This window comes from Chitinophagales bacterium (assembly GCA_013816805.1).
In the GTDB taxonomy this organism is placed as follows: Bacteria; Bacteroidota; Bacteroidia; order Chitinophagales; family UBA10324; genus MGR-bin340.
On record JACDDS010000001.1, the window covers coordinates 265,862 to 291,144 of the forward strand.

The 25,283-nt window shown below is 39.3% G+C and carries 23 protein-coding genes; 9 read left to right on the forward strand and 14 right to left on the reverse strand.

The features are described 5' to 3' along the window. Window positions 1–76 precede the first annotated feature (76 nt). From H0W62_01225 to H0W62_01255, 7 genes are all read left to right on the forward strand, one after another. A complete protein-coding gene (locus H0W62_01225; protein ID MBA3647167.1) occupies window positions 77–1,585 on the forward strand; it encodes an amino acid permease in 1,509 nt (502 codons plus the stop codon). Window positions 1,586–1,662: 77 nt separating this feature from the next. After that, on the forward strand, window positions 1,663–2,460 hold the full coding sequence (locus tag H0W62_01230) for a MotA/TolQ/ExbB proton channel family protein (GenBank protein ID MBA3647168.1): 798 nt from the start codon (window positions 1,663–1,665) through the stop codon (window positions 2,458–2,460). A gap of 11 nt (window positions 2,461–2,471) precedes the next feature. Beyond that, window positions 2,472–3,101, forward strand: coding sequence for a biopolymer transporter ExbD (locus H0W62_01235; protein MBA3647169.1), 630 nt, complete (start codon window positions 2,472–2,474; stop codon window positions 3,099–3,101). Between the two features lie 4 nt (window positions 3,102–3,105). Next, window positions 3,106–3,654 (forward strand): biopolymer transporter ExbD, encoded by a 549-nt coding sequence (locus H0W62_01240; GenBank protein MBA3647170.1) that lies wholly within the window; start codon window positions 3,106–3,108, stop codon window positions 3,652–3,654. Window positions 3,655–3,710: 56 nt separating this feature from the next. Further along, complete coding sequence (locus tag H0W62_01245) at window positions 3,711–4,511, forward strand: energy transducer TonB (GenBank protein MBA3647171.1); 801 nt, start codon at window positions 3,711–3,713, stop codon at window positions 4,509–4,511. A 223-nt stretch (window positions 4,512–4,734) separates the two neighbouring features. Further along, a complete protein-coding gene (locus H0W62_01250) occupies window positions 4,735–5,688 on the forward strand; it encodes a substrate-binding domain-containing protein (GenBank protein ID MBA3647172.1) in 954 nt (317 codons plus the stop codon). A gap of 23 nt (window positions 5,689–5,711) precedes the next feature. Continuing rightward, window positions 5,712–7,640, forward strand: a complete 1,929-nt coding sequence (locus tag H0W62_01255; GenBank protein MBA3647173.1) for a tetratricopeptide repeat protein — start codon at window positions 5,712–5,714, stop codon at window positions 7,638–7,640. Window positions 7,641–7,661: 21 nt separating this feature from the next. Here H0W62_01255 and rocD read toward each other — a convergent pair whose 3' ends face one another. Further along, the gene (gene rocD / locus H0W62_01260) at window positions 7,662–8,879 is read right to left on the reverse strand and encodes an ornithine--oxo-acid transaminase (protein ID MBA3647174.1); all 1,218 of its coding nucleotides are present in this window, start codon (window positions 8,877–8,879) and stop codon (window positions 7,662–7,664) included. Between the two features lie 55 nt (window positions 8,880–8,934). Next, window positions 8,935–9,438: a cytidine deaminase gene (locus tag H0W62_01265; protein ID MBA3647175.1), complete on the reverse strand. Its 504-nt coding sequence runs from the start codon at window positions 9,436–9,438 to the stop codon at window positions 8,935–8,937. 173 nt (window positions 9,439–9,611) lie between these two features. Between H0W62_01265 and H0W62_01270 the strand changes: the two genes are divergently transcribed. Further along, window positions 9,612–10,952, forward strand: a complete 1,341-nt coding sequence (locus tag H0W62_01270) for a saccharopine dehydrogenase NADP-binding domain-containing protein (GenBank protein ID MBA3647176.1) — start codon at window positions 9,612–9,614, stop codon at window positions 10,950–10,952. Window positions 10,953–10,993: 41 nt separating this feature from the next. Here H0W62_01270 and H0W62_01275 read toward each other — a convergent pair whose 3' ends face one another. Both H0W62_01275 and H0W62_01280 read right to left on the reverse strand, forming a co-directional pair. Continuing rightward, a complete protein-coding gene (locus H0W62_01275) occupies window positions 10,994–11,839 on the reverse strand; it encodes a dienelactone hydrolase family protein (GenBank protein ID MBA3647177.1) in 846 nt (281 codons plus the stop codon). 113 nt (window positions 11,840–11,952) lie between these two features. Next, window positions 11,953–13,269, reverse strand: coding sequence for a ScyD/ScyE family protein (locus tag H0W62_01280; protein MBA3647178.1), 1,317 nt, complete (start codon window positions 13,267–13,269; stop codon window positions 11,953–11,955). A 250-nt stretch (window positions 13,270–13,519) separates the two neighbouring features. Here H0W62_01280 and H0W62_01285 point away from each other — a divergent pair, with 250 nt between their 5' ends. Then, window positions 13,520–14,620, forward strand: coding sequence for a glycosyltransferase (locus tag H0W62_01285; protein ID MBA3647179.1), 1,101 nt, complete (start codon window positions 13,520–13,522; stop codon window positions 14,618–14,620). Between the two features lie 33 nt (window positions 14,621–14,653). Here the strand turns inward: H0W62_01285 and murI are convergent, their stop codons facing one another. The 10 genes from murI to H0W62_01335 form a co-directional block, all read right to left on the reverse strand. Continuing rightward, window positions 14,654–15,457: a glutamate racemase gene (gene murI / locus H0W62_01290; GenBank protein MBA3647180.1), complete on the reverse strand. Its 804-nt coding sequence runs from the start codon at window positions 15,455–15,457 to the stop codon at window positions 14,654–14,656. Between the two features lie 34 nt (window positions 15,458–15,491). Further along, window positions 15,492–16,001, reverse strand: coding sequence for an OmpH family outer membrane protein (locus H0W62_01295; protein ID MBA3647181.1), 510 nt, complete (start codon window positions 15,999–16,001; stop codon window positions 15,492–15,494). A gap of 92 nt (window positions 16,002–16,093) precedes the next feature. Beyond that, window positions 16,094–16,891, reverse strand: coding sequence for an OmpH family outer membrane protein (locus H0W62_01300; protein ID MBA3647182.1), 798 nt, complete (start codon window positions 16,889–16,891; stop codon window positions 16,094–16,096). Window positions 16,892–16,958: 67 nt separating this feature from the next. Beyond that, a complete protein-coding gene (gene bamA, locus H0W62_01305; protein MBA3647183.1) occupies window positions 16,959–19,529 on the reverse strand; it encodes an outer membrane protein assembly factor BamA in 2,571 nt (856 codons plus the stop codon). Next, entirely contained in the window at window positions 19,526–20,272 is a 747-nt protein-coding gene (locus H0W62_01310; protein MBA3647184.1) for an isoprenyl transferase, read from the reverse strand. Before H0W62_01310 ends, bamA begins: the two co-directional genes overlap by 4 nt. A gap of 61 nt (window positions 20,273–20,333) precedes the next feature. Further along, window positions 20,334–21,110: a hypothetical protein gene (locus H0W62_01315; protein MBA3647185.1), complete on the reverse strand. Its 777-nt coding sequence runs from the start codon at window positions 21,108–21,110 to the stop codon at window positions 20,334–20,336. A 177-nt stretch (window positions 21,111–21,287) separates the two neighbouring features. Further along, window positions 21,288–22,166 carry an NAD kinase gene (locus tag H0W62_01320; protein MBA3647186.1) on the reverse strand — a complete coding sequence of 293 codons (879 nt, stop codon included), beginning with the start codon at window positions 22,164–22,166 and terminating at the stop codon, window positions 21,288–21,290. Window positions 22,167–22,257: 91 nt separating this feature from the next. Continuing rightward, window positions 22,258–23,724, reverse strand: a complete 1,467-nt coding sequence (locus H0W62_01325; GenBank protein ID MBA3647187.1) for a BamA/TamA family outer membrane protein — start codon at window positions 23,722–23,724, stop codon at window positions 22,258–22,260. Window positions 23,725–23,754: 30 nt separating this feature from the next. Next, complete coding sequence (locus tag H0W62_01330; protein ID MBA3647188.1) at window positions 23,755–24,417, reverse strand: CBS domain-containing protein; 663 nt, start codon at window positions 24,415–24,417, stop codon at window positions 23,755–23,757. Next, a complete protein-coding gene (locus H0W62_01335) occupies window positions 24,417–25,184 on the reverse strand; it encodes an alpha/beta hydrolase (protein ID MBA3647189.1) in 768 nt (255 codons plus the stop codon). Before H0W62_01335 ends, H0W62_01330 begins: the two co-directional genes overlap by 1 nt. Window positions 25,185–25,283: the final 99 nt, after the last annotated feature.

Below are 25,283 nucleotides of genomic sequence, written 5' to 3' on the forward strand. Positions count from 1 at the left end.
TATAGATAGAAACTTTTTCTTCTTTTAAAATTATTACTATTTTGCTCTTTCACTAAATTTTGTGAGGCATCATTATATGGCAAACGGATTATTCGCACGTAAATCGATAAGTAAGATAATGGCGCAATCAGAAGGCAGCGCAAATGATTTTAAGCGTACGCTTGGCGTGGGTCATCTGGTTTTATTGGGAATAGGAGCCATTATTGGCGCAGGATTATTTGTGCGGACTGCAGCAGCAGCAGCAGAGCATGCCGGACCTGCAGTTACTTATTCTTATATAATTGCAGCAGTAGGCTGTTTGTTTGCAGGATTATGTTATGCAGAATTTGCTTCCACCATTCCCATTGCAGGTAGCGCTTATACCTATTCGTATGCGACACTAGGCGAATTTGTTGCCTGGATTATTGGATGGGAATTAATCCTGGAATACGGCCTTGGTGCGGCAACGGTTTCCATTGCATGGTCAGAATATCTAAATAAGTTTCTTGCAAATTTTGATATGAGGGTTCCTTATCAATGGTGCCATTCTCCATTTCTTATTTCTAATCTCAAAGCAGATGGAATTGAAGGAGTTCACGGGATAGCCAATCTGCCTTCGCTTGCAATCTTATTACTGTTAACAATGCTTCTCATTCGTGGAACACATGGCTCTGCCATAGTGAATGCATTGATAGTCATCCTTAAGGTTTCTATCGTTTGCCTTTTCATTTTGTTTGGATGGTCATTCATTAATTCCGCCAACCATACACCGTTTATTCCGCCTGCCGGCACTTACACTGATCCGCAGGGATCCTCGCATGCATTTGGAGGATTTATGGGAATTTTAGCAGGAGCGGGAACAGTGTTCTTCGCCTTCATCGGTTTCGACGCTGTGTCCACTGCGGCGCAGGAAGCAAAAAATCCAAAACGGGATATGCCAATGGGTATTCTTTTATCACTTGCAATATGCACTGTACTCTACATATTATTTTCCTTTGTACTCACAGGTGTTGCAACCACTGAAGATTTTAGAACTGCCGGAAAGGAAGCCTCAGTTACCTATGCAATTCAAACCTACATGCAGGGTTACGGATGGCTTGCAAATTTTGTTACTGTTGCGATTCTCGCCGGATTTTCTTCAGTGATCCTGGTGATGCTGCTTGGACAGTCAAGAGTTTTCTACTCTATGTCGCGTGATGGCCTGGTCCCGAAAATTTTTTCCGATGTACATCCGAAATACAAAACACCTTACAAATCAAACTGGATTTTCCTTTTATTCTGTGGATTGTTTGCTGCCTTCATTCCCGGTTCTCTCACCGGCGATCTTACGAGCATCGGCACCCTTTCAGCATTTCTGCTTGTTAGTGCAGGAGTATGGATTATGCGCGTTAGGCAACCTGAATTAAAACGTGCGTTCACAACACCCTTAGTTCCATTTGTTCCTATAATGGGAATCCTTGTTTGTGCCGCCATGATGTATGGGCTTGACAAACAAACCTGGGAGGGTTTTCTGGCGTGGACTGCAATTGGATTGGTGATCTATTTCTTATACAGCAGGCACCATAGCTTAGTGAGGAAAGACTTGATGAATGATAAATTATCATAAATGATCGCAGAATTTTTTTAGTTAGAGGAAATTTTATATTTGCAATTCACCAATATTAACCCCTTAAACCAATCACAATGCAGAAGACATCTAATAACTCCGGTTTATTTACCGGGATTGTTCTCGTAGGATCGTTTATAATAGCATGGCTCGTTTACGTTTTTGTATTAGGAAATCCTAATAATTTTATAGATAATAATCCTAATAACGCTCCTAAGGAAGGGAACTTTTTGGGGATAGTTTACAAGGGAGGTTTCATCGTTCCGTTTCTTATTACGATGCTACTGATGGTAATAACGGTATCCATCGAACGGTTTCTTACTATTGGAAAGGCAAAAGGTACAGGTAATGTAAATCAATTTGTGAAAAAGGTACAATACAATCTGTCAAATAACGATGTTGATGCGGCTGAAAAGGAATGCGATCGTCAAAAGGGTTCGGTTGCAAATGTGATTAAATCCGGTCTTAAAAAATACAGGGAAATGATGGGTGAGCGTACCATGGCTAAAGACCAGCGGTTATTGGCCATCCAGAAAGATGTGGAAGAAAGCACTGCATTGGAATTGCCTATGCTAGAAAGAAATTTACCTGTAATAGCTACTCTTGCTCCTCTTGGAACATTGACAGGTTTATTGGGAACTGTGTTTGGGATGATCCGGGCATTTGCTGCGCTGGCGCACGCTGGTGCTCCGGATGCTGTTCAGCTTTCTACCGGTATTTCTGAAGCGCTTATTAATACTGCTTTGGGTATTTTGACATCCAGCTTGGCAATAATAATGTATAATGTGTTTACCACTCGTATTGATAGCTTAACTTACGGAATTGATGAGGCCGGTTACAGCCTGCAACAAAATTTTGCATCTAAAAACAGTTAAGATAATTTACTATGCCTAAAGTTAAAGTTCCAAGAAAGAGCACCACAATTGATATGACACCTATGGTTGACATGGCATTTCTGCTGGTAACTTTTTTCATGCTTACTACTCAAATGCGACCGGAAGAACCTGTTACAATAAAAAAACCCTCTTCTATATCTACCATTATCATTCCTTCCAAGGATATAATGACAATTACGGTGAGCAGTGAAGGAAAGGCATTTTTCGATCTTTCCGGAAAATACTTCAGACAGACATTAATCCAAAAAATGGCGGAGGAATATAACACCTCCTTCACACAGGACGAGATTAATACTTTTGCAGTGCTTACCACTGTTGGCGTTCCTATGGCGCAGATGAAACAGTTTCTTGATCTTCGTCCGGAAGACCGAAAAAAAATAAAGCAGAGCGGTATTCCGATAGATTCAATGGGGGGCGAGTTGAGATACTGGATCGGCAATGCCAGAGCTGTTGACGCCAATGCAATCATCACCATACAAGGCGATCAGGATGCCAACGTTAAAGCTGTAAAGCAGGTAATTGCTACTCTTCAAAACCAGGATGTAAATCGCTTCAGTCTTATTACAGATAAAGAAACTCCTCCCACAGGATATATTGCTGACACAAAAAAAACTAAATAAAGCTATGGCAGAATTAGAAGGCAAATCGGAAAGTCATGGTAAAAAGAAAGGGGGCGCCAGAAGTAAGAAAATGTCCACTCGCATTGACATGACCCCTATGGTTGATCTTGCGTTTTTGCTGGTGACCTTTTTTATGCTTACAACTACTTTCAGTAAACCTACGGCTATGGAAGTGGTGATGCCGGACAAAAAAAAACCACAGGATACCTCGGAAACCAAAGTGAGGGAGTCAGAAGCAATGACCGTTATTATGGACAAAAACAACCGGATTTACTATTACTTCGGTATTACTAATCCACAGGTTCAAACTTCAAATTATTCGGCTAAGGGCATACGCCAGGCCTTGTTAGATAAAGATGCAGAAGTGCGGCAGGAGCAGGCCCATGTGGGCCGGGATCAGAATGGCGTGGTGGTGCTCATAAAGCCTACTAACCAGGCACGTTATCAAAACCTGGTAGACATTTTAGATGAAATGAAAATTGCGCACATAAAAAGATATGCTATTGTGGACGTAACTCCCGATGAGTTAACCATGCTTCCACAATCGCAATAAGTGTGGTACTTATGGAAAACCCTGATTATAGTCATCTAAACACTAAATAAAGAAGAATGGAATCCAGCAAAATATTAACCGCCGACCTTGATGATATTATTTTTGAAAACCGGAATAAAAATTACGGCGCTTATTTTTTAAGGAAAATATATAACCGCCACATCATGGTGGCAGGTATGACCACTCTTGCTGCCTTTATAATTGCCTTCAGCATTCCTTATATAAAAGCATTGCTTCATAAAGATGTGGTAGTAAAAAAACCAGTTACCACAGTAACAGAGCTGAGCGCGCCACCCCCTTTGGATAAAACAGAACCGCCACCACCTCCCCCAGATCTTCCTCCACCGCCTCCGAAAACTATTAAGTTTACACCCCCGGTTATTAAACCTGATGAACAAGTACCGCCCGACCAGGAGCCGCCACCTGTGGAAGAATTAAAGGAAGCAGAGCCTGCAGCTACAACCGTAGACCCTAATGCCAATGTAGATTTCAGCGCTGCTCCTCCTGAACAACAGGTTGTAGAAGAAAAGAAACCTGAGATTTTTATGTATGTTGAACAGATGCCGGAATTTCCCGGAGGTGTTCAGGAGCTGCAAAAATATCTTTCAAAAAACATCCGGTACCCTGCCGCCGCCCGTGAAAACGGGATTGAAGGGAAAGTTGTACTTCAGTTTGTGGTAAATGAGTCAGGAAATATTTCAGACATTCAAGTAGTAAGGGATATAGGGGGTGGCTGTGCAGATGAGGCTATAAGAGTAGTAAAGAACATGCCACCATGGAAAGCCGGGAAGCAAAACGGTAACCCTGTAAAAGTTTATTTTAAACTTCCTGTTACATTTAAACTTGGCACGGAATAAGTCAATCGAAGCATTCTATTGAACAATAAAATTCTTTTTGCCTTCCATCTCTTTATGGTGTTATTCTACATCGGGGTGGGAGGCATTTTTGTCTTTACCGATCTTTTCCCCGGCATCGCTTCTTTACCGAGGTATATTTTTGGAGGCCTCCTGCTTTTTTACGGATGCTATAGATTTTACCTGGTTTATAACCGGTATTACCGGCAAAACAACGGAGAATAAAATGAATATCTCACAACCTGTTGCTCATTGCTTATATCTTTTAGCAGTAATAATTCTACTTGCTTCCTGTAACAGGAATTCAAAAAACAGCCCAACGGATACACCTACGTCGGGTGAAATTTCTATCTCAGCAGATGAAACCTTTGAGCCGATTATTAGAAATGTAATAACAAACTTTCAAAGAGTTTATACCAATGCTAAAATAATCGCATCCTACAAGGCGGAAACGGAGGTAATCAATGATTTATTAAATGATAAATCCAGGGTAATTGTTATAGCCCGCCCTCTTAACAGTGATGAAATGAATTATTTCCATCAGCGTCAGTTTGAGCCTCGCCAAAACAAAATTGCTACGGATGCCGTATGTTTCATTATCAATACAAATAATCCTGATACCAACCTTAGCCAAAGTAAAGTGAGGGATATTATGAGCGGGAAGCAACGTTTATGGAGCGAAATAGATCCTAATTCTAGCCTAAAAGATATCAGTATTGTGTTTGACAATAATAGTTCGAGCATTGTGAGATATATTAAAGATTCGATCAACGGTAGTGGTCAACTCCCTTTAAACACATATGCAGCTGCTTCCAATGCTGCTGTTGTGGATTATGTTGAGAAAAACCCGGCTGCAATAGGAGTAATCGGAGTGAACTGGATAAGTCAAGGTGATGACAGCATTGCAAATAATTTTCTTCGACGCATAAAACCTGTTGCGATTGGATCCGCCAATCCATCAGATACCAATTTTTATAAACCATTTCAATATTATATAATGCAGCATCAATATCCTTTTTTGAGGGACGTTTATGTCATAAGCGGTGAACCAAGGATGGGGCTTGGAACAGGGTTTGCAAGTTATCTTGCATCAGATGAGGGCCAACGCATTATTCTTCGTTCAGGGTTAATGCCGGCAACACAACCTGTGAGAGTAATAGAATTAAGAAAAGGGTTTTAATTGATTACTAAATTATCAGAGAGATGAAAACATTTAAAGGGGGGGTCCTGATATTTCTGCTTGCTGTTTCCGCAGTTAAAGCACAAAGCCTGACAGATGGCATAAAAGCTATTGACTATGAAAATTATGCATCTGCCCGAAATATTTTTAAAAAGCTTATTGCACAGCAGCCATCGGAAGGAAAAAATTACTATTACCTGGGTCAGGCATATGATAATTTAGGAAAGCGAGATTCAGCACGTATGGCATATGATGCAGGAACAAAGGCTGATCCTAAATCTTTTTACAATTTTATAGGAATGGGAAGAACTTATCTGGATGATAACAATGTTCAAAAGGCAACTGAGTTTTTTGACAAAGCGAAGGGATTGTCTTCTTCCAAGGACCCTCTTTATTATACGCTCGTAGCCGACGCTTACGTCAATAGCGAGCATCCTAATAAGCAGGAGGGAATTAACCAGCTTAATAAGGCCATTGGCTATAATGATAAGGTTGCTGAAGTGTATTGGCAATTGGGACAGGCATATGAATCCCTGAACAGGGGAGGAGAAGCAGTATCTGCTTATGAACGAGCAGCCGAATTGAATCCTTCTTATGCCAAGGCCCATACCCGGATAGGTGTGATATGGAGACTTGCAAGAAATTATAACCAGTCGCTTGCAAGTCTTGAGAAAGCATTGCAGATAGATCCTAACTTTCCCCCGGCATACCGTCAATTAGCCGAATTATACTATAACACTGCTCAGTATGATAAGGCAAAAACTGCCTTCGAGAAATATCGTGATCTTGCTGATAAAGATGACAATACTCAATATCAATACGCACAATATCTTTTCCTGAGTAAAGACTATAAAGGTGCCATTTCCATACTGGATGAGTTGCGTAAACGCATTAATACTCCTGTTAGCTGGCGCTTATCTGCCTACTCAAATTATGAGTTGCAAAATTATGATATAGGTAAAAATCAACTGGATACATTTTTCAGGAAAACAGACACCTCAAAAATTCTTTCTCTGGATTATGAGTATTATGGAAAATTACTTGGTAAAACCGGAAATGATTCCCTTGCAATGCTAAACTTGAAAAAGGCAATAAGCATGGACACTTCCAAGTATGCGCTATATAATGAGATCGGAAACATCCTGTTGCAAAGTAAACAATATCACGAGGCGGCAGTTGCGTACCAAAGCAAAATTTCTGCATCGCCTAAAGATGCCACGCTTCAGGATTTCTTTAACGTAGGAAAATCGTACTATCTATCTAAAGAATTTCCACTGTCTGATACGGCTTTTGTAGGCATGACCAAATTAAATAAGGCCTGGCCTATAGGTTATGTGTGGCAGGCCCGGGTTATGACAAACTTAGATAACCCCGATTCAACTAAAGGACTGGCAGCACCTTTTTACCATATGACTATTGCCAAAACCATGCAATTGCCAGATACAAGTAAGTACAATAAAGAACTTCAGGAAGCATATAATTATCTTGCTCAGATTAATGCCGTTAAAGAAAATTATGGAGTATCGCTGTATTACTACCAAAATTATCTGAAGTATAATCCTTCAGATAGTTCTGATGCCGCAAAAAATATTGAAATAATAAAGAAGCAAATAAAAACCGCAACCAGCAGCTCTTCTCTTCCCATTGGTAAAAATGGTGATAGTACTGCAATTGAGGTTACCGTTAATGGAAGTAGTTTGGATTTTAGCTTTAATCCGGGTGCACCTGGTATTGTGGTTAATAATGAAGGGTATTTAAAATTATTTTCTTCAGCACCAGAAAGCGGAGCAGTTAGTAAAAGTATTTCAGCCAAAATAGGCGATCATTCTGCAAAGAAGATTGTAGTAACCGTCGATGCCTCGCAGTTGCAACCGCTCGTTATAGGGGCCTGGGCACTTAACCAATTTAATATTGTCCCTGATTATAAAGCAAAAATACTTATGCTGAGATAAGTTAAAAGCAGAATAACTAGTTTAAAAAGAGCCAAAAGTTTTCTTAATAATATCAGCACATTCCATAATCTGCTCTTCATTGATAACAAGAGGGGGGGCAAAGCGTATCTTATCGCCATGAGTAGGCTTGGCAAGTAATCCATTCTCTTTTAATGCGAGACAAAAATCCCAGGCATCTTTATCCTTTTTTGGCTTCACAACAATTGCATTTAGCAAACCTTTTCCGCGTACAGAAATAATGGTATCATTCTCGAAATTATTTAATTCCTCCCGGAATATATTTCCGAGGTAAAAGGCATTTTCGGAAAGCTTTTCATCTTTTAAGACCTCCAATGCTGCTATTGCAACCCTGCAAGCCAGAGGATTGCCCCCGTAGGTGGATCCATGCTCGCCAGGCTTGATGGTGAGCATGATTTCATCATCAGCCAGTACAGCAGAAATGGGAATGGTTCCACCTGATAATGCTTTTCCTAATATTAAAATATCTGGGCGAATGTCCTCATAGTCGCAGCATAACATCTTACCTGTACGTGCCAGGCCGGTTTGAATTTCATCTGCTATAAACAGCACATTCTTTTCCTTACATAAATTAAATGCATTTTGAAGATAGCCCTCATTGGGCACAATCACTCCTGCCTCACCCTGGATTGGCTCTACCAGAAACCCCGCAATGTTGGGATTCTCCAAAGCATTTTGAAGGGTATCTAAATCATTATACGGAATAATTATATAACCGGGCATATAGGGTCCAAAGCCTTCTGTAGACTGTCTATCTGTAGAAAAGGATATTACACCTGAGGTTCTGCCATGGAAATTATCAGCACATACAATAATTTTTGCCTCGTTGGAGGCAATGCCCTTGACCTGATATGCCCATTTTCTTGTTAGTTTTAAGGCAGTTTCCACCGCCTCAACACCAGTATTTATGGGTAAAACCTTATCGTAGCTGAACATGCGTGTAATGTACTGCTCATATTCACCCAATTGATTATTGTAAAAAGCCCGTGAAGTAAGAGTAAGTATTTGTGCCTGATCTGTTAATGCTTCTATAATTCGCGGGTGGCAGTGACCCTGATTTACTGCAGAATAGGCGGAAAGGAAATCATAATATCGCCTGCCTTCTGTATCCCAGACAAAAACGCCCTTTCCTTTTGATAACACCACTGGAAGCGGATGGTAATTGTGGGCTCCATATTTTTCTTCGAGCCCTATGTGATTTAAATGCTGGGTACTGATCATACAATCTCTTTTAGCTAAGTTAACTAACAAACTGCGCTTCACAGAACCCAATCAGTTATGAATGATTAGTATTTGTTAGATCATTGTTTCCAAAATAGAGGGGAAGCAGATCTTTAACTGAAAAAATCCAGTAGATTTTTCCCGATTCTCCCTGCAAAATTATTTCAATATTTCTATTGAAACGCTCTTCATATTCCAAAATGGTTTGCCGGCAAATTCCACAAGGGGCTACCGGTTTATCTATATGACTATTAATCCCACATGCTGTAACTGCAAGGGCCACTACTGCATTATTTGAATGTAAAGCAGAAGCAGCAGAAAGAGTGACCCTTTCGGCACAAAGGCCAACGGGATAGGAAGCATTTTCCTGATTACCTCCACTTACGATAGTTCCATTTTCCAGCAATACTGATGCCCCTACCTTAAAGCCAGAATAAGGTGCATACGCGTTACTAACGGCATTCTTTGATTGTACAAGCAACTCCTGAAGAGCATGGGGTAGCTCGGTAATATCGTCTATTTCCCTAAATGAAAAATGAAATTCCTTATCCTGAATCATGGTTAACTTAATACTTTTTATCGAATGTTATAAGCTTTTCAGTATCGTATTTTAAGTTAAAAACCATAAAACACTTTTCGTAACGGTTCAAAGTTATAGATAAGTAGTACATGTTATATACCGGTATACATTACCGAAGGCAGTTTCCTGCTACATTTGCACGAAATTTTTGTATGAAAAATATTCTCGTGCTGGGAGCCGGTCGTTCCTCGACCGTGCTAATTACCTACCTGCTTGACCATTCAATGGAATGGAATGCGAAAATTACGGTAGGAGATCTGTCATTGAAGTTAGCAGCATCTAAGGTAGGTAATCATCCAAACGGTAATGCCATTTATTTTAATGCTAATGACGAGAAGGGGAGAAAGGACATTATTCAAAACAAGGATATTATCGTATCACTGCTTCCCCCTGCTTTGCATTTAGCCGTTGCAAAAGATTGTATTGAGTTCAAAAAACAAATGGTTACAGCATCATATGTTACTCCGGAAATGCAAATGCTGGATAGTGCAGCAAAGGAGAATGGATTGTTATTTATGTGTGAAATGGGTCTTGATCCGGGCATTGATCATATGAGTGCTATGAAAATGATCCATAAGGTAAAAGATAATGAAGGAATTATTTCATCTTTTAAATCAGGAACAGGTGGATTGGTAGCGCCGGAATCCGATAATAATCCATGGCATTATAAAATCACATGGAACCCGCAAAATGTGGTGATGGCAGGAAAAGGTACAGCGCAATATCTTGAAAACGGAAAAAAGAAATTGGTACCCTATCATCGATTATTTACAGAAACAGGGAAATTTAAAATTAAAAATTATGGAAAATTTGAGTCGTATCCCAACCGTGATTCCCTGGCTTATATTTCTAAATATGAGTTAAATGGAATTAAAACACTGCTCAGAACTACGTTGCGTAAGCAAGGCTATAGTGCCGCATGGAATGCAGTAGTGCAATTAGGTTTAACGGATGACAGCTATAGTCTTCATGATCTGAATACTATCTCCTATGGAGAATGGCTATCAGGTTATCTTCCCGAAAACACAAAATGGAAAGATGCTCCATTGCAGGAACGGACAGCAAAATTTTTAGGTGTTAAGCAAGAAGGGAGAATTATAAAAAGGCTGAAATGGCTCGGATTATTCAGCCGTGAGAAAATACCTTTAAGTGAGGCTACTCCGGCCAAGGTGATGGAGGATTTAATCATTAAAAAATGGGCAATGCTGGACGATGAGAACGATATGATAGTGATGCGGCATGAATTGAAGTATTATTTACAGAAAAAAGAACATGAGCTGGTGAGTACAATGATTTTACCAGGTGAGAACTCCCACCGCACAGCGATGGCAAAAACAGTGGGATTGCCTCTTGGCATTATGGTTAAGCTTCTCATACAGCAGAAGATTGTATTAACCGGTGTTCACATTCCTGTAATGGCGGAAATTTATGAGCCTGTTTTGCAGGAATTGCAGGAATATGGAATAGAGTTTACTGAGAAGGAAACTTATTAAATACCTATTCAACTGCAAATTTAATTTACTTCCAGTTGTATCTATTGAAAACAACTTCTTAAATAATTTATTGAGATATGTTGTGCAGATGCCGCATTCGCCTGATTGTAATGAGGGTTTGAAGGATTGGCAAAAGCATGATCTTCATTGTATTCTTTAACAGTAAGTTTTTTACCTGCGGCCTGCATATTCTTTACAAATTCATCTTTCACTTTTTCATTGATCCACTGATCTTTATCAGCCCAGATAAATAGAACATCACTATTAAGTGTTTTCAACTTATTCACGTCATTGTCAGGCATTCCATAAAACATAATACATCCAGCTTCATGCCTGCCAGCAGCAAGAGCGCCCTGGAGGCTCCATCCTCCTCCCATACACCAGCCAATAGTTGCAATCTTTGAATCCTTGCCGGCATATAAAATTGCACCATCAATAATTGCCTTTACACGATTTTCATTTAGTCCATTCATTAGTTTTCCAGCTTCTTCGGCATCCGTTGCAACCTTACCGTCGTAAAGGTCAAGGGCTATTATATTCACATTTTTTAGAGAGTCTGAATATAAATCACTCATGCGCTTCACATAATCATTCAGTCCCCACCATTCATGAAAAACAAATAGATAACTATTGCTGGTGTTGCTTATGGCGGAAACAAGATAAGCATTGCCTGTTTTTCCATCGGGCGTAGAAAAGGTTATCATTCTTCCCCTGGCATTATAATCGAGTGGTATTGGTGATTCATGCGCACTTAAAAATTTCTGATCAGAACCGAACGATGCAAAACGCGAAGTAGCAGCAGGCAGGCTGCAACAGGATTTTTGCTGTGCATAACCGCTAACTGATACTAAAAAACTTACCGTAAACGCAATCCAGATTTGATACATAGGTTAAATGATTTAGTTAATATAGGGATATCATGTAAAAACATTGTTACATGTGGAACGCAAAAAAAAGCCAGCCTTAACAGTGGCTGGCTTTAAAATTATTAAAATAAATTTTAGTTCTTAATAATTCCGGAAGTTTGAATTCCTTCATTTGTAATTAATTTAATAAAATACATTCCAGGTGTTAAACTTCTTTCACCGGTACCTTTACCATTCCATAAAAAGTTATGGCTTCCTGCTGTATATGATCCTTTGTTTTGTGAAAACACTTCTTCCCCCATTATATTAACAACCGAAAATTTAACATCCGAAGTATTAGTGATATTAAATTGAATGGTTGTGACCTCGCTGAAAGGGTTTGGAGAAGCAATAATATTAAAACGAGAGGTAGAATTTACGCTGGAAACACCGGTAGCGATATCCGCAATGTGCAAAATTTCTCCGGTTATTAAAGAGGTGACATAAAATCCACCTTCACCATCAGTTACCATTCCGGCAGAGGGACCAAAGCCCTGTACAATAGTGTGGTTACCGCCACTATCAATACGGATAATTTGAGCGGAACCTGGTATCGGGTTAAAACTGGTATCATATAATCCAAATTGAAGAACGTACACTTTACCAGTAATAGAATCAACCTGCATGTCCACTACTTGGGTCAGGTTGCTCGCATACGTTGAAGTATCTCCATTTTCATTTAAATTAACTACACTCGCTATGCCGGGTACGAAAGGGAATCCTGTTAAATAACTCAGATAAAAGCCTCCGGCCGGATTCCATTTAATAACGGTTGGAACCGGATCAATAAAAGGAGGAAACGGAGTATAATTATTAGGAATAGGGTCAAACACTGCAACAACAGAAATGGAATCATTTTGATCCACTTTCAGAACAGCATTTGCTGCTGCATCAGAAACAAATATATTCCCGGCAGAATCCCAGGCAACATCAAAAGGATTCGTATCTGTAAATCCATTCTTAATTAAAAATTCACCAATATGAATTACACTGCGTGCATCCGCTACTGTTTTTGGTGAGTCAACACCGGGAGTCCATCCTTTAAAATCGAAATATAACAGGGATGCGGCGTTTACATCATTACCCCCGCCAGACACTACTAATACCCGGCCGTCCGGTAAAAAATAGCTGCGCCAGGTGCCATCTGTTTCTCCTACTGCAGTATCCTTAAATGAGGGTAAACCAGTAATGGCGGTAAAGACTTTCCCGCTTGTTTTTACGAGGGAAACCCTGCTATCATTGTTCCCTGTACCAGGTTCGTTTATCCAAAGGTTACCTTTTAAATCTCTTGTAATGCCAATAGGGGAATTGAACCCCGAAGCAAGTGTGGTAATTGTTTGAGCCTTTGTATCATTAAATGAAACTGAGGCAATTAGAGCAAAAACTATAATTGTAAAAAAATTTGTTTTCATAGAATTGAGTTTGTTAAAAGAATGATTCCGTATGCAAATATGGGGCTAAAGAAAAATCATCCAATCATTTATTGCTATTTTTTTTATCACCTTAACTTTTAATTTTTGGGTAAATAGTCCAATTGTATTCTTTTACCGCAAACTGCCTTTGTGCATTAATAATTACGGAATCATTGAACAGTTGCATTGGAAACAAACAAACAGCAATATTTCAAATGACGAACTTTTAGCTATATAAGCCTGGCTTATTATGAAAAGAAAAAAGAAAATAATAGTAGCACCATTAAATTGGGGATTAGGCCATGCATCACGCTGTATACCTGTTATTCGCGAATTGCTAAAGCAGGAAGTGAATGTTCTAATAGCCGGAAATGGCGGTTCATTGCTTTTGTTACAGAAAGAATTCCCATCACTAAGGTGTATTTTATTACCAGGACATACCACCCGGTATCCTGTTACTGGTCATTTAGTGTGGAACCTAATTTTTCAGCTTCCTCAAATTATTTTGTCTGGGATACGTGAACATCGTGCGATAAAAAGAATAATAAGAGACGAAGATATTGATGCCATAATTTCCGATAATCGCTATGGTTTATATTCCGATAAAATTCCGTGCATCTTAATAATTCACCAGGTTTTTTTAATGGCTCCCAAAGGTTTTAAATGGCTTGGAAAACCTGCAAACCGAATTAACCAATACCTTATTAATAAATTTTACTGCTGCTGGATTCCTGATTATGAGGGAGAAGAAAATCTTTCCGGAGATCTTGGTCATAGTAGTTTTCTACCAAAGAGTACTAATTATATAGGACCTATAAGCCGTCTGAGTTTTTACCAGACAAAAAAGAAACGGGACGTGCTTATTTTGCTCTCCGGCCCCGAGCCGCAACGATCCTTTATCGAAAAAATACTTACCCAAAAAATTCTGGAATTGATAAATAATTCATCCGGAATCACCTTTAAATTCCTTATGGTAAGGGGGATACCTGAAAGGAATGAAACCATTGAATTGCATCCAAATTTCAGCAAAGTGGATTTTATGAATTCAGGATTATTGAATGAGGCCATTCTTTCTTCAGAGGTTGTAATAACGCGCCCTGGATACAGCACTGTTATGGATATAGCTGCATTACAGAAAAAAGCAATTTTTATTCCCACGCCGGATCAAGCAGAACAGGAATATTTATCCGAATATTATTTTCAGAAAAAATTATATTATTCTGAATCTCAGAGTGAGATTGACCTGAAGAGAGCTTTGGAGAATTATAATAATTTCTCCGGTTTTAAAAAGGTTAATGATAAACCACTGCTTAAGAATCAAATACAATGGCTACTGGAGCAGCTTGATTAATCTATAGATCTGGTTTATGGCTCTCAGAGATGATCAATCCCGAACAGGAGCGTGTTCCAGATGAATTTTTTCCTGAAAAAAAACTTTTGTTGTTTGCTCAAAGGAATCTGTGAAATCCGATACAAAAAAACGGTGTGAACCTTTGTTTCTGTTACTTAATAAGTCCTTTTCTTCTAATAACCTTTTTATGTTTTCCGCCACCAAAACGGTTGACTCAAATATTTTTATCCGGTGGTTAAAGAATGAAGAAACCTCTTTTTCTATTAAAGGGTAGTGCGTACAAGCTAATACCATTGCCTGGATATTACTGAAGTCAGGATACGCGAGATAAGAATTAATAATTGCCTGGCTGATGCTGTTATTATAAAAGCCGGCTTCAATCATAGAAGCCAGAAGGGCAGTTGCAAGAGGTACAACCTCCAGGTCTGGTCGTGAAATCTTTAGCTTCTGTTCATACACCCCGGATTTAATAGTCCCTTTAGTACCTATAATCCCCACTTTTGTTAACGATTTATCTGCCGTAATGGATTCCACCACGGGATCAATAACATTCAATACGGGCACCCTCTCACCAACATGGGATTTTACTGCATCAAATGCGGCAGCAGAAGCAGTGTTACAGGCGATCAGGATGACTTTGCAGTTTTGTTCCAGTAAAAAATCACTGATACGGGTGGAGTAGTGCTGTATGGCTTCGGAAGATTTATCTCCATAGGGCAGATGTGCAGTATCACCGAAATAAATGATCTGCTCTCCGGGCAACTGCTTTAAAACAGCATTGGCGACCGTTAAGCCGCCAATGCCAGAATCAAATATTCCAATTGGATTAGAGTTCAAATGAACGTTTGCATTTTACTATCACCTGATCTAATTATTTTAAACCTAATTTTTTCTTAACCAGAGTCATTAAATCATCCGTATCCGGAAAATAGACTACCGCACCCGCACTGGTATCAAACACATAGCTGTAATTATTGTCTTTAGCCACCTGTTTAATAGTGTCTTCAGCCTTTTTCAATATAGGTGCATAGATTTCCTGCTTTTTGGTTTGCAGTTTGTCCTGAGCGGTCTGTTGAAAATCCTGGATGCGACCTTGAAGATCCTGAATCTCGGATTGCTTTACCTCCTTAACTGCATCAGTCCATGATTGCCCGCTTTTTTGAAAATCCTGAACCTTTTGCTGATATTCAGTTAACATGGTTTGATTCTGGTCTTCCAGGGTTTTCTGATACCCTTGCAAAGAAGAATCTGCTTTTTTTACTTCCGGCATTGCAGCTAATAAGTCAGCCGAATTAATATGTCCCAGTTTTGGCGTTTGAGCCTGGCAAGAGATAGCTCCTGACAGAAGCATTGCCATAAAAAGATAAGAAAGAAACTTCATTTTTTTTCAGATTTGATTTTATAGGTTAAAAGAACTTCCCTGATACTCACTCATTTAAAGTGCGCAAAAATATAATTTTTTAATTACTCATCTCAATTCCCCTTCGGTGGTGTGTTTTTTGGAGGTGGATTTTTCGGTGGGGTTGGATTGGTAGTATTATTTTGGGGGGTAGTTTGTGGAAGAGTATTGTTTTGATCTGTTGCAGATGGGTTATAAGAAGGATTGCCATTTACAGGCGTACCTGACGGATTAACAGTTGAATTAATCTGATCGGTATTTTCGTTAACTGGGGTCGGTTGCGTTTCCTTTGTACCTGGTTTGCCGGTTGATTTGGTATTGCTTTCGTTGGAAGTATTGTGCTTATCTCCTCTATTATTCGCTGAATAGCCTAATGACTGAAGTACCTGATCACTGATGTTCAATTTTGAACTGGCAAAAAGAACCACAGTACCACTTGATTTATCAAGAACAAAATCATAAGATTTAGTATTGGCAATTTTTTGAATGGCATCATAAACTCTATCCTGAACGGGTTGAATAAGCTCCTGTCTTTTTTTAAAAAGATCACCCTGGTATCCGAAACGATGTCTTTGCAGATCTTTCGCTGCTTTTTCCTTATTATCGATTTCTTTTTGCCGCTCCTGTTTCATATCATCGGTGAGTAAAACTTCTTCTGCCTGCAATGATTTGTACAGCTTATCGATCTCTATGTACTTGTCATCAATCTCTTTCTGCCAGACGCCTGCAATATCATCGAGTTGCTTCTGAGCATTACTGTATTCAGGAATATTTTTCAAAACATAATCAATATCAACATAAGCAAGACGTTGCGCAAAGAGGGAGCAGGCACTAAGCAACAGTATCAGGCATATTGACAAAATTTTTTTCATAATATCTCAGTTAACGGTTGGATAGTCAATTTTGTATCCAAAAAGAATAAATTTTAGCTGTTAAATATTATTCCGGTTCGAATCCAAGAACGATATTAAAGGCCCCCTTTATCGGATTACCCGGCCCTGGATCTAATCCCCATCCATAATCAAATCCAACAATCCCAAAAATCGGAAGAAACACACGTACTCCAAATCCTGCAGCGCGCCGTAAATTAAACGGATCATAAGATCGAAAGTTGTACCAGCCATTTCCTGCCTCAAGCCATAAGGTTCCATAAATAAATGCGCTTGGGTTAGTGCTGAAAGGATACCTGAGTTCCAGCGTGTATTTATTATATATGGCAGCATTGCTTATGTATGCGTTATCGTACCCGCGCTGGCCGATAACATCGATGCCCGTGAACGTGTTTTCGGGAATCCCGTTTCCTCCAATTTTAAACCGCTCAAAGCTGGTGAGCCCTATTTGTGAATTATAATAGCCCAGATAGCCACCTTTAGCCTGGGCCCTTAATACGAACTTACCAAACGGATTATTGTACCATTCCGCCTGGAAATTCCATTTGTGAAACTCCACCCAGCGGTATTTTTCCTCGACATTAACGGTTGAATAATTTTTATTGCTGAAAAGAGAATAAGGAGGAGTTACTGCAAGGCTTATGTTAAAGTTTGATCCCCATTTTGGAAAAGTAAAATCGGGGCCTTCACTATTCCTTCCAAACGTTTCCTTTAGATAGATCTCATGAGCATTTCCGGTATTAAAGGCAAAGTCGAACTGCGTATAATTCTTTAAGTTATAATTCTGAGCAGTAAGCGTAGATACCAGTGTAAAGTAATCATCAGGCCAATGCAATTGCTTCCCTAAACCCAGGCTGCCGCCTATGGCTACAATCTGACCGTAGCGAATGTCTTCTCTCGAATAACCATTCGTATACCTTTCACCGAAAATTCCAACGTTAAATGAATTCGGTTTTTTACCACCCAGCCACGGTTCCGTAAAGCTCACGCTTAAGGACTGCGATGTTTTTCCGGTTGATTGAGCGCGTATCGAAAAGACCTGGCCATCGCCGGAAGGTAGTGGCCTCCAGGCATCTGGTTTAAATATACTTCCGATGGAGAAGTTCGTAAACCGGATGCCGATAGATCCGATTACGCCATAACCCGGACTGAAGCCAGCCGATAATTCTACCTGGTCTGATGGTTTTTCCTGAACCGAATAGACCATATCTACCGTTCCTGATTCCGGATGAGGTAAGGGATTAATTCCAATTTTTTCAGGATCAAAAAATCCAAGTGTAGCAATTTCGCGCTGGGTTCGAATTACATCTGCACGGCTGAATTTTTCACCGGGAACTGTTCTGATTACTCTTCGTACTACATGCTCATGTGTTTTCGTATTTCCTTCAATGGTAACATTATCGATGGTAGCCTGAGGGCCTTCATAAATACGCATTTCAAGATCAATAGAATCGCCTGTAACTCCCACTTCAACCGGGTTAACCTGGAAAAAAAGATATCCATCGTCCTGGTATAAGGAGGATACATCGCTTCCATTGGGATCTCCATTGAGGCGTTTTTGGAGGTAACTTTCATCATAAACATCTCCTTTATGCACGCGCAGCACAGAGTCAAGACGTGAGGCCGCATACTTGGTATTACCACTCCATGTGATATTGTGGAAATAATATTTGTTCCCTTCAAACAAATTGATTTCTATTTTTAAATTCCCGGTAGAGGGGTTTTCATATACGGTGTCTGACACAATGTGCGCATCCCGGTAACCCTTTGAAGCATAATAGGTCAGAATTTTTTCTTTATCAGTTTCGTATTCTTTAGCCTTATACTTTGAGACGGTGAAAATCGAATACCATGGATTTTCTTTTGTTTTTTTCATTAAGCGATGCAACTTCCCGGTACTAACCGCCTTATTGCCGGTGAAATCAATATTATCAATTTTTACACGGTTTCCCTTATCAATGAAAATGACAAAAAGCATACTGTTCTGTTGAGAGCTATCGGGCACCGCTTCTACTGTTACCTTCGAATGCAAAAAACCTTTATCGTTATAAAAGCCTTTGATCGTATTAATGGTGTTTACCTTTACATTATCTGTCAGGACTTTCCCCTTATTTAATTTTATTTTATCCCTGAGATCATCCTGTTCAGATTTCTTTATTCCCCTGAATGTAAAGCCAGAAAGCCTTGGACGCTCCTCAAGCTTAATGTTGATATAGATATTACTTCCTTCGAATCTTTCAGCAAAAATTTTTACATCGGCAAAAAGATCTTGCTTCCATAAATTTTGAATGGCTTTGCTTATTTGTGAACCCGGGATATCTATTTTATCACCCACCTTTAAACCGGATAATGCTATTAAAATATCTTTGTCAAGGTATTGAGTGCCCGTAACAGTAATACCTGCAAGAGTGTATTCTTTTGGGTTCGAATAATCGACTGTTACGGAATCACCGGTTGCCGGATGAGTGAGTGGAGAATCAATTCCTGCAGTATTTATAGCGGGAGAATCAACTGCTGAAGAATTAAGTGGTAAAGAATCAACAGGATTGGTTTGAGCAGAAACGGTCAAACCAATATTGGTTAAAAATGCAAGTAATATTAATCTTAAAAATAGCATCATTTTAGTTGTACCTGTTCACCTGTTTTTCCAAAACGGCGTTCCCTTTTTTGAAATTCAATCAGTGCCTCATGTAAATCTTCTTTCCTGAAATCGGGCCATAAAACGGGCGTAAAATATAGTTCTGAATATGCTAATTGCCATAGCAGATAATTGCTTAAACGCTGCTCCCCGCTTGTACGTATCATTAATTCCGGATCCGGAAAATCTTTTGTATCCAAATAATGGATTACAGTTTCTTCATTTATGGTTTCAGGGTGAACTTTCCCAAGCTTCACATCAAATGCAATTTTCTTCATTGCCTGAGTTATCTCCCACCTTGAACTATAGTTAAGGGCAATGATCAGGGTGAGACCTGAATTATTTTTTGATTCTTCCATTGCCAGGTTCAATTCATTATAACATTTCTGAGGAAGAGAATCAATATCACCAATAGTCTTCAACCGAACATTGTTATTCATTAAGGTATTAATCTCTTTGGAAATGGTTTCCACCATCAGCTCCATTAATGCATCAACTTCATATTTTGGCCGTGCCCAATTTTCTGTCGAAAAAGCATATAGAGTTAAATATTGTATGCCCATCTCTGCACTGCCTTCCGTGGCTGCGCGTACGGCTTCGACTCCATGCTGATGCCCAAAGATGCGTTGCTCCCCGTGCCGTTTAGCCCAGCGTCCATTACCATCCATAATTATGGCAACGTGTTTTGGTAAACGTTCTTTATCAATGTACTCAATCAGCGACATGAGGGCTAAATATTCAGGGTGCAAGTTAGCAAGTATCAAAGATTTTAATGGCAGAATCTTACTAACGACCCTCGGGAGACGGACATTTCGAGGGATTAAGTGTATAAAAAATTCCAATACCTATAAATAAATAATTATCATTCTTTGAGACATCGCCTCTCATTTTTCCTGGGACTCCAATAGGGTTATCAATCACTTCTACTGAAGGGTCTGCAAGATGGGCCGCTACAGGGCCTCCTTCATGCAAAAGTACCGCCGGATCAGCGTAGACACCGCTTACATCATCAAGGTAATCTGTGGAAGTTTTTCTCACGGCGGCTTCTAATTGCAAACCTAAGGAATGCTGCAAGCGGTACTTAAAGCCACCACCTACAATAAAAGTGCTGCTGACACGGTGGTAAGGTGTAATAGCCGGGTATTCAGGGTACCCTTGTCCTTCCGTACCTAAATTTTGCAGGTGATACACAACACCCTGATATTTTACGGATGGATTAAAGTAAAATCCACCAAAGCCAGCCATAACGTAAGGCGTAAAAGGATGCCTGTAATCATTGGTGTTAAATTGCAGAAAATTGAATTCGAAACCAGCACTGGTCTCCAGAATGGGGGAGAAAAAGCTCAAATTCCTGTTACGCTCATAATAATTTTCAGAATAATTATCACTGGCCCATATTCTGCCCCCTCCAAGATTTGCTCTTACGGAGATACGGTCATCAATATTATAACGATAAAAAATTCCTCCTGCAGGATTTATAAACCGAAAATTGGTAGAAGTATTTAAATCGCCAAAATAATTTGCACTACCTATCCATGCTCCGAGATCCTGTTGCTGAGCCAACAATTTATACGAAAAAACCAAAAGAAAGCAGCAGGTAATTAAAATAATTTTATTCAATTGCACAGTGAAGATGTGAGGATGAAATAGTTAAATGGAAATATGGACCGATAACGCACGAACCGTGCATTTATTTTTAATCAGGATAGCAATTATCAGGGTAGTAGAACAGCAGCAAACCTATTTTCTTGCATCGGCGCCCCACATTAATTTTCTGCGGATAGTGTCAAGAAACGGATGATCACTTAAACGAACAAGAGAGATGATATGGTCGCTTTTTTTAACTGCAAGCTGATAAGAGCTGTCAATAGGCTCCGTTCGGGAATCGAGAGTGCAAAGAAATTTTTCAAAGCGACCTTCAATTTCAAAAGAGATGACACTGGAATCAGATACTACCATAGGCCGCACATTCAGGTTATGTGGTGCTATGGGAGTGATTACAAAGTTTTCAGAAGTAGGCATTATAATAGGTCCTCCGCAGCTTAGGGAGTAAGCGGTCGATCCCGTTGGAGTGGAAATAATTAAACCGTCTGCCCAATATGAATTCAGCAGCTCACCATTTATATAGGTATGAATGGTGATCATGGCAGAGGTATCCTTTTTATGAATGGTGATATCATTCAGGGCATAGGGCACATCACTAAAAAGTGGCTTGTTTGATTCCAGCTCTACCATTGTTCTTTTATCAAGCACATACGATCCTTTTTCTATGGCATCTATTGCAGCTTCAATATTTTCTTTGCCAATATTGGCCAGAAAACCGAGGCGACCAATGTTTATCCCCATTACAGGTATCATATGGTGCCTGACAAAACATATCGTGTCAAGCAAAGTACCATCACCACCGAGGGAAAACATGTAATCAACAGTATTCTCAATATCCTCATGCGATGAAAAAGTGCTTATACCCGACCTGGTCTTTATTTGTTTCCAGACACTCTCAAAAAAATCTTTATAAATAAAGACGCCGATTTTTCTTTTGGATAGTGTGTCCAGAATTTTCTGCAGCACAGGCATATCCGCCTCCTTGATGTTACGGCAATAAAGCGCGATGTTCATTTTATATTGAAAAAATTAACAATTCTAAATTCTTTTTTTATACAAGATATATTATCAATTTTTTTAAAATTCCAACCCTGAGTTTATGGCTTTAGAAAAAAGAATAGGCATGCAGAAACAAACCCTTCTCGCCAAGTCCATTAACCGAATATTCTACACGTAAGGTAGTATCATAAATAAAATGAAAGTCTAACCCTATTCCTCCACTAAAAAGTAAGGTATTGTTTAATTTATTTTCACCATTCAGAAACTTATTTCTCACATATCCTGCATTAAGAAATGCACGCGTATAAATGGTAAGCGGAATTTCGGAATTGTTATAAAAAATACTCTTTCCGGGAACAGGCAAATTGATCTTAAATAGTTGATTTTTCAGATCCAACTTGGTGTAACCATACTGAGGGCCGTCTATTACATAGTATTCATACCCTGGTAAATATTCACTTTTATATCCAATTCCGCGCTCTAAATTGAGCGGCTGCAAACCGGGAAATGAAATTTTTAATTTATTGTGGGATGACATATACCATTTTTTACCCAGTGGAAAGTATTTGTTATAGATTCCGGTAACTGAAAATATATTCACATCATCGAGAAGCCCCAAGCCGAATTTCTCTAATGAAACTTCAGAATAACTTCCTGAAAGAGGGTAGGCTACAATATCCCGAAAATCCCGGATAAATGTGGCTCTGGCATAGAGGTATTGTTGGCCGGATCGCGCTCCCAGGAAATAGTCAGGATTTAGATGCGTGATGGTGTCATTTATTGAATTATTGAAATAGCCTAGTGAAAAAATGGATTTATAGTTAAAACGTGGATTATGAAATAGATCAACCTGCAGCTTTAACGATCTTCGCTGAAACAGGTCTATATTTTCATAGATCAGTTCTCTGTTTGCAGAATCCTGGTAAGTAATATTCCGGGTTTGATTAAAAGCGCCTACAAATCGAAAACCATTTTTTTGCTTTTGGTCAAAATAAGGAACATTGTATTGCAGATCAAATGTGCGGGCAAACCCGAAAAGGGCAGTTAGGGAGAGATCTTCATCTCTGCCCCGAAAATTTTGCTGCAGGAACTTTACGCCAAGCTGCAGCCACTTTAGCTGGTGATCATGATCCACCCACCACACATTAAAATTCCGGTCGTATAAATGAATAACTGGTACAGGAAAAATATACCACCGCTCGGTTACAATTACTACGATATCAGCTGTTTGATCTTTCCAATTTTTTATATTCAGAACCACTGTATTAAACAATCCTATATTCAGCAAGTGGTTTTTACTTATCTCCATTTCTTTCATTAATCCGTCAAACTGTATGGTATCACCTTGCCTGAATGTTAATTGCCTTTCTATAACCTGGGGTTTAGTCCGGTGATTTCCTTCAATCAATATCTGATTGATAATAAGATAATTTCCGGCAATAGAATCTGTAGTATTTCCAGGACTGATCTGAGCAGCAGCTACAGCTATATTAAAAACAAAGAGGACGCAGATTAAAAATTGGTTGTAAAATACACTGAGTAAACAGGCGGGAAAAAATCGTTGCCGCAGCAAATCAATCCATCTTTTATAGGTTAAGAAACATCAGATATTAAGATAGTTCATAAGTGCATCATAGCGGTCTTTGATGTTATCGAAGTATTCAGGTTCCTGGAAGGTCTCCTTTACTTTGTAGTTATGACGGTTAAATGAAGCTATAAGCGGCTGCAGATCGGTCTGATTGACTTTAAGGGTTAATTCCATTTTGTTGGAATCAAAATTTGATCCTGCAAATACACTGAGAATTTTAATATGGTCCGATTCTACAATACGCGCAATTTCGGCTAATGAATAATCTTTAATATTTAATTCGAGCACGATGATGCCTCCCGGTTCGAGGATATCCGTCTCGGTCGCTATACAGTCAAGCAGCATCTCACGGGTTATGGATCCAAGATAATTTTCTTCACTATCTATAACAGGTACTGCTGAAAGCTTAAATTCCGTTGCCACTTTAAGCACTTCGAATAAATGCTCATGATCCCGAATAAAAGGGCGAATAAAGGAGAGTGGTAAGCTCCCTATTGGAGCATCCTCTCCATGTACATTTAAAATATCATCTTCGGAGATTAAGCCCAAAAGCTGCTGTTCATTAACTATAGGAAGGTGCATTATGTGCAGCTCGCTCATGATACGCAAAGCTTTTGAACCGTTATCCGACGTTTTCAGCGGGGGAATGGTATTGGATAAAAGATCAATAGCTTTCATCAGGCAACAACATTTAATTTTTGAAGAAACTCATCCAGTAGTAGATTAAACTCTTCGGGTTTTTCCATCATTGGTGCATGTCCGCATTCATCCACCATTATAAATTCAGAGTTTGACAAAAGCTTATGAAATTCTTCGCCTACAAAGGGTGGCGTGATCTGGTCCTGTTTTCCCCAAATTAATAAAACAGGCATGATAAGTTTATGCAGCTGACCTCCTAAATTTTCCCGCATTGCAGACTTGGCCATGGAAATAACTCTTATAGCTTTCAGCCTGTTATTGCAAATGTCATATACTTCATCCACCAATTCTTTAGATGCTGTTTTTGGATTATAGAAGGTATACTCAGTTTTATTTTTTATATACTCATAGTCACCTCGTTTAGGAAAGGAGCCACCCAGGGAATTTTCAAATAAACCGGAACTTCCTGTTAAAACCATTGCTTTAACTTTATCAGGTTCTTCAAGTGCGTATAACTGTGCAATATGCCCCCCTAAAGAATTTCCCAGTATTATCATTGACTCGTAATCACGGTAGTTAACAAACCGTTCTACATGACGAACCAAACCCTTTACGGTTGCATCAAGGATAGGCATTTCATAAATTGGCAATAATGGAATTACTACTTTATACCTGGTATGGAACTGTTGAAGTATACCTTTAAAATTACTTAAGGCACCAAACAAGCCATGTAACAGCATGAGCACTTCCCCTTCCCCTTCCTCAATAAATTTGAACTTTCCGTCCTCTTTTACTGTAACTTCCATGCTTGAAAGTGTGAAATATGATGATGCTAAAATAAGTTTTTTATTCAGAAATGCTTGTCGATTGTCTTGGTGAAAAGGCCTTTATTTTATTCCGGTTAT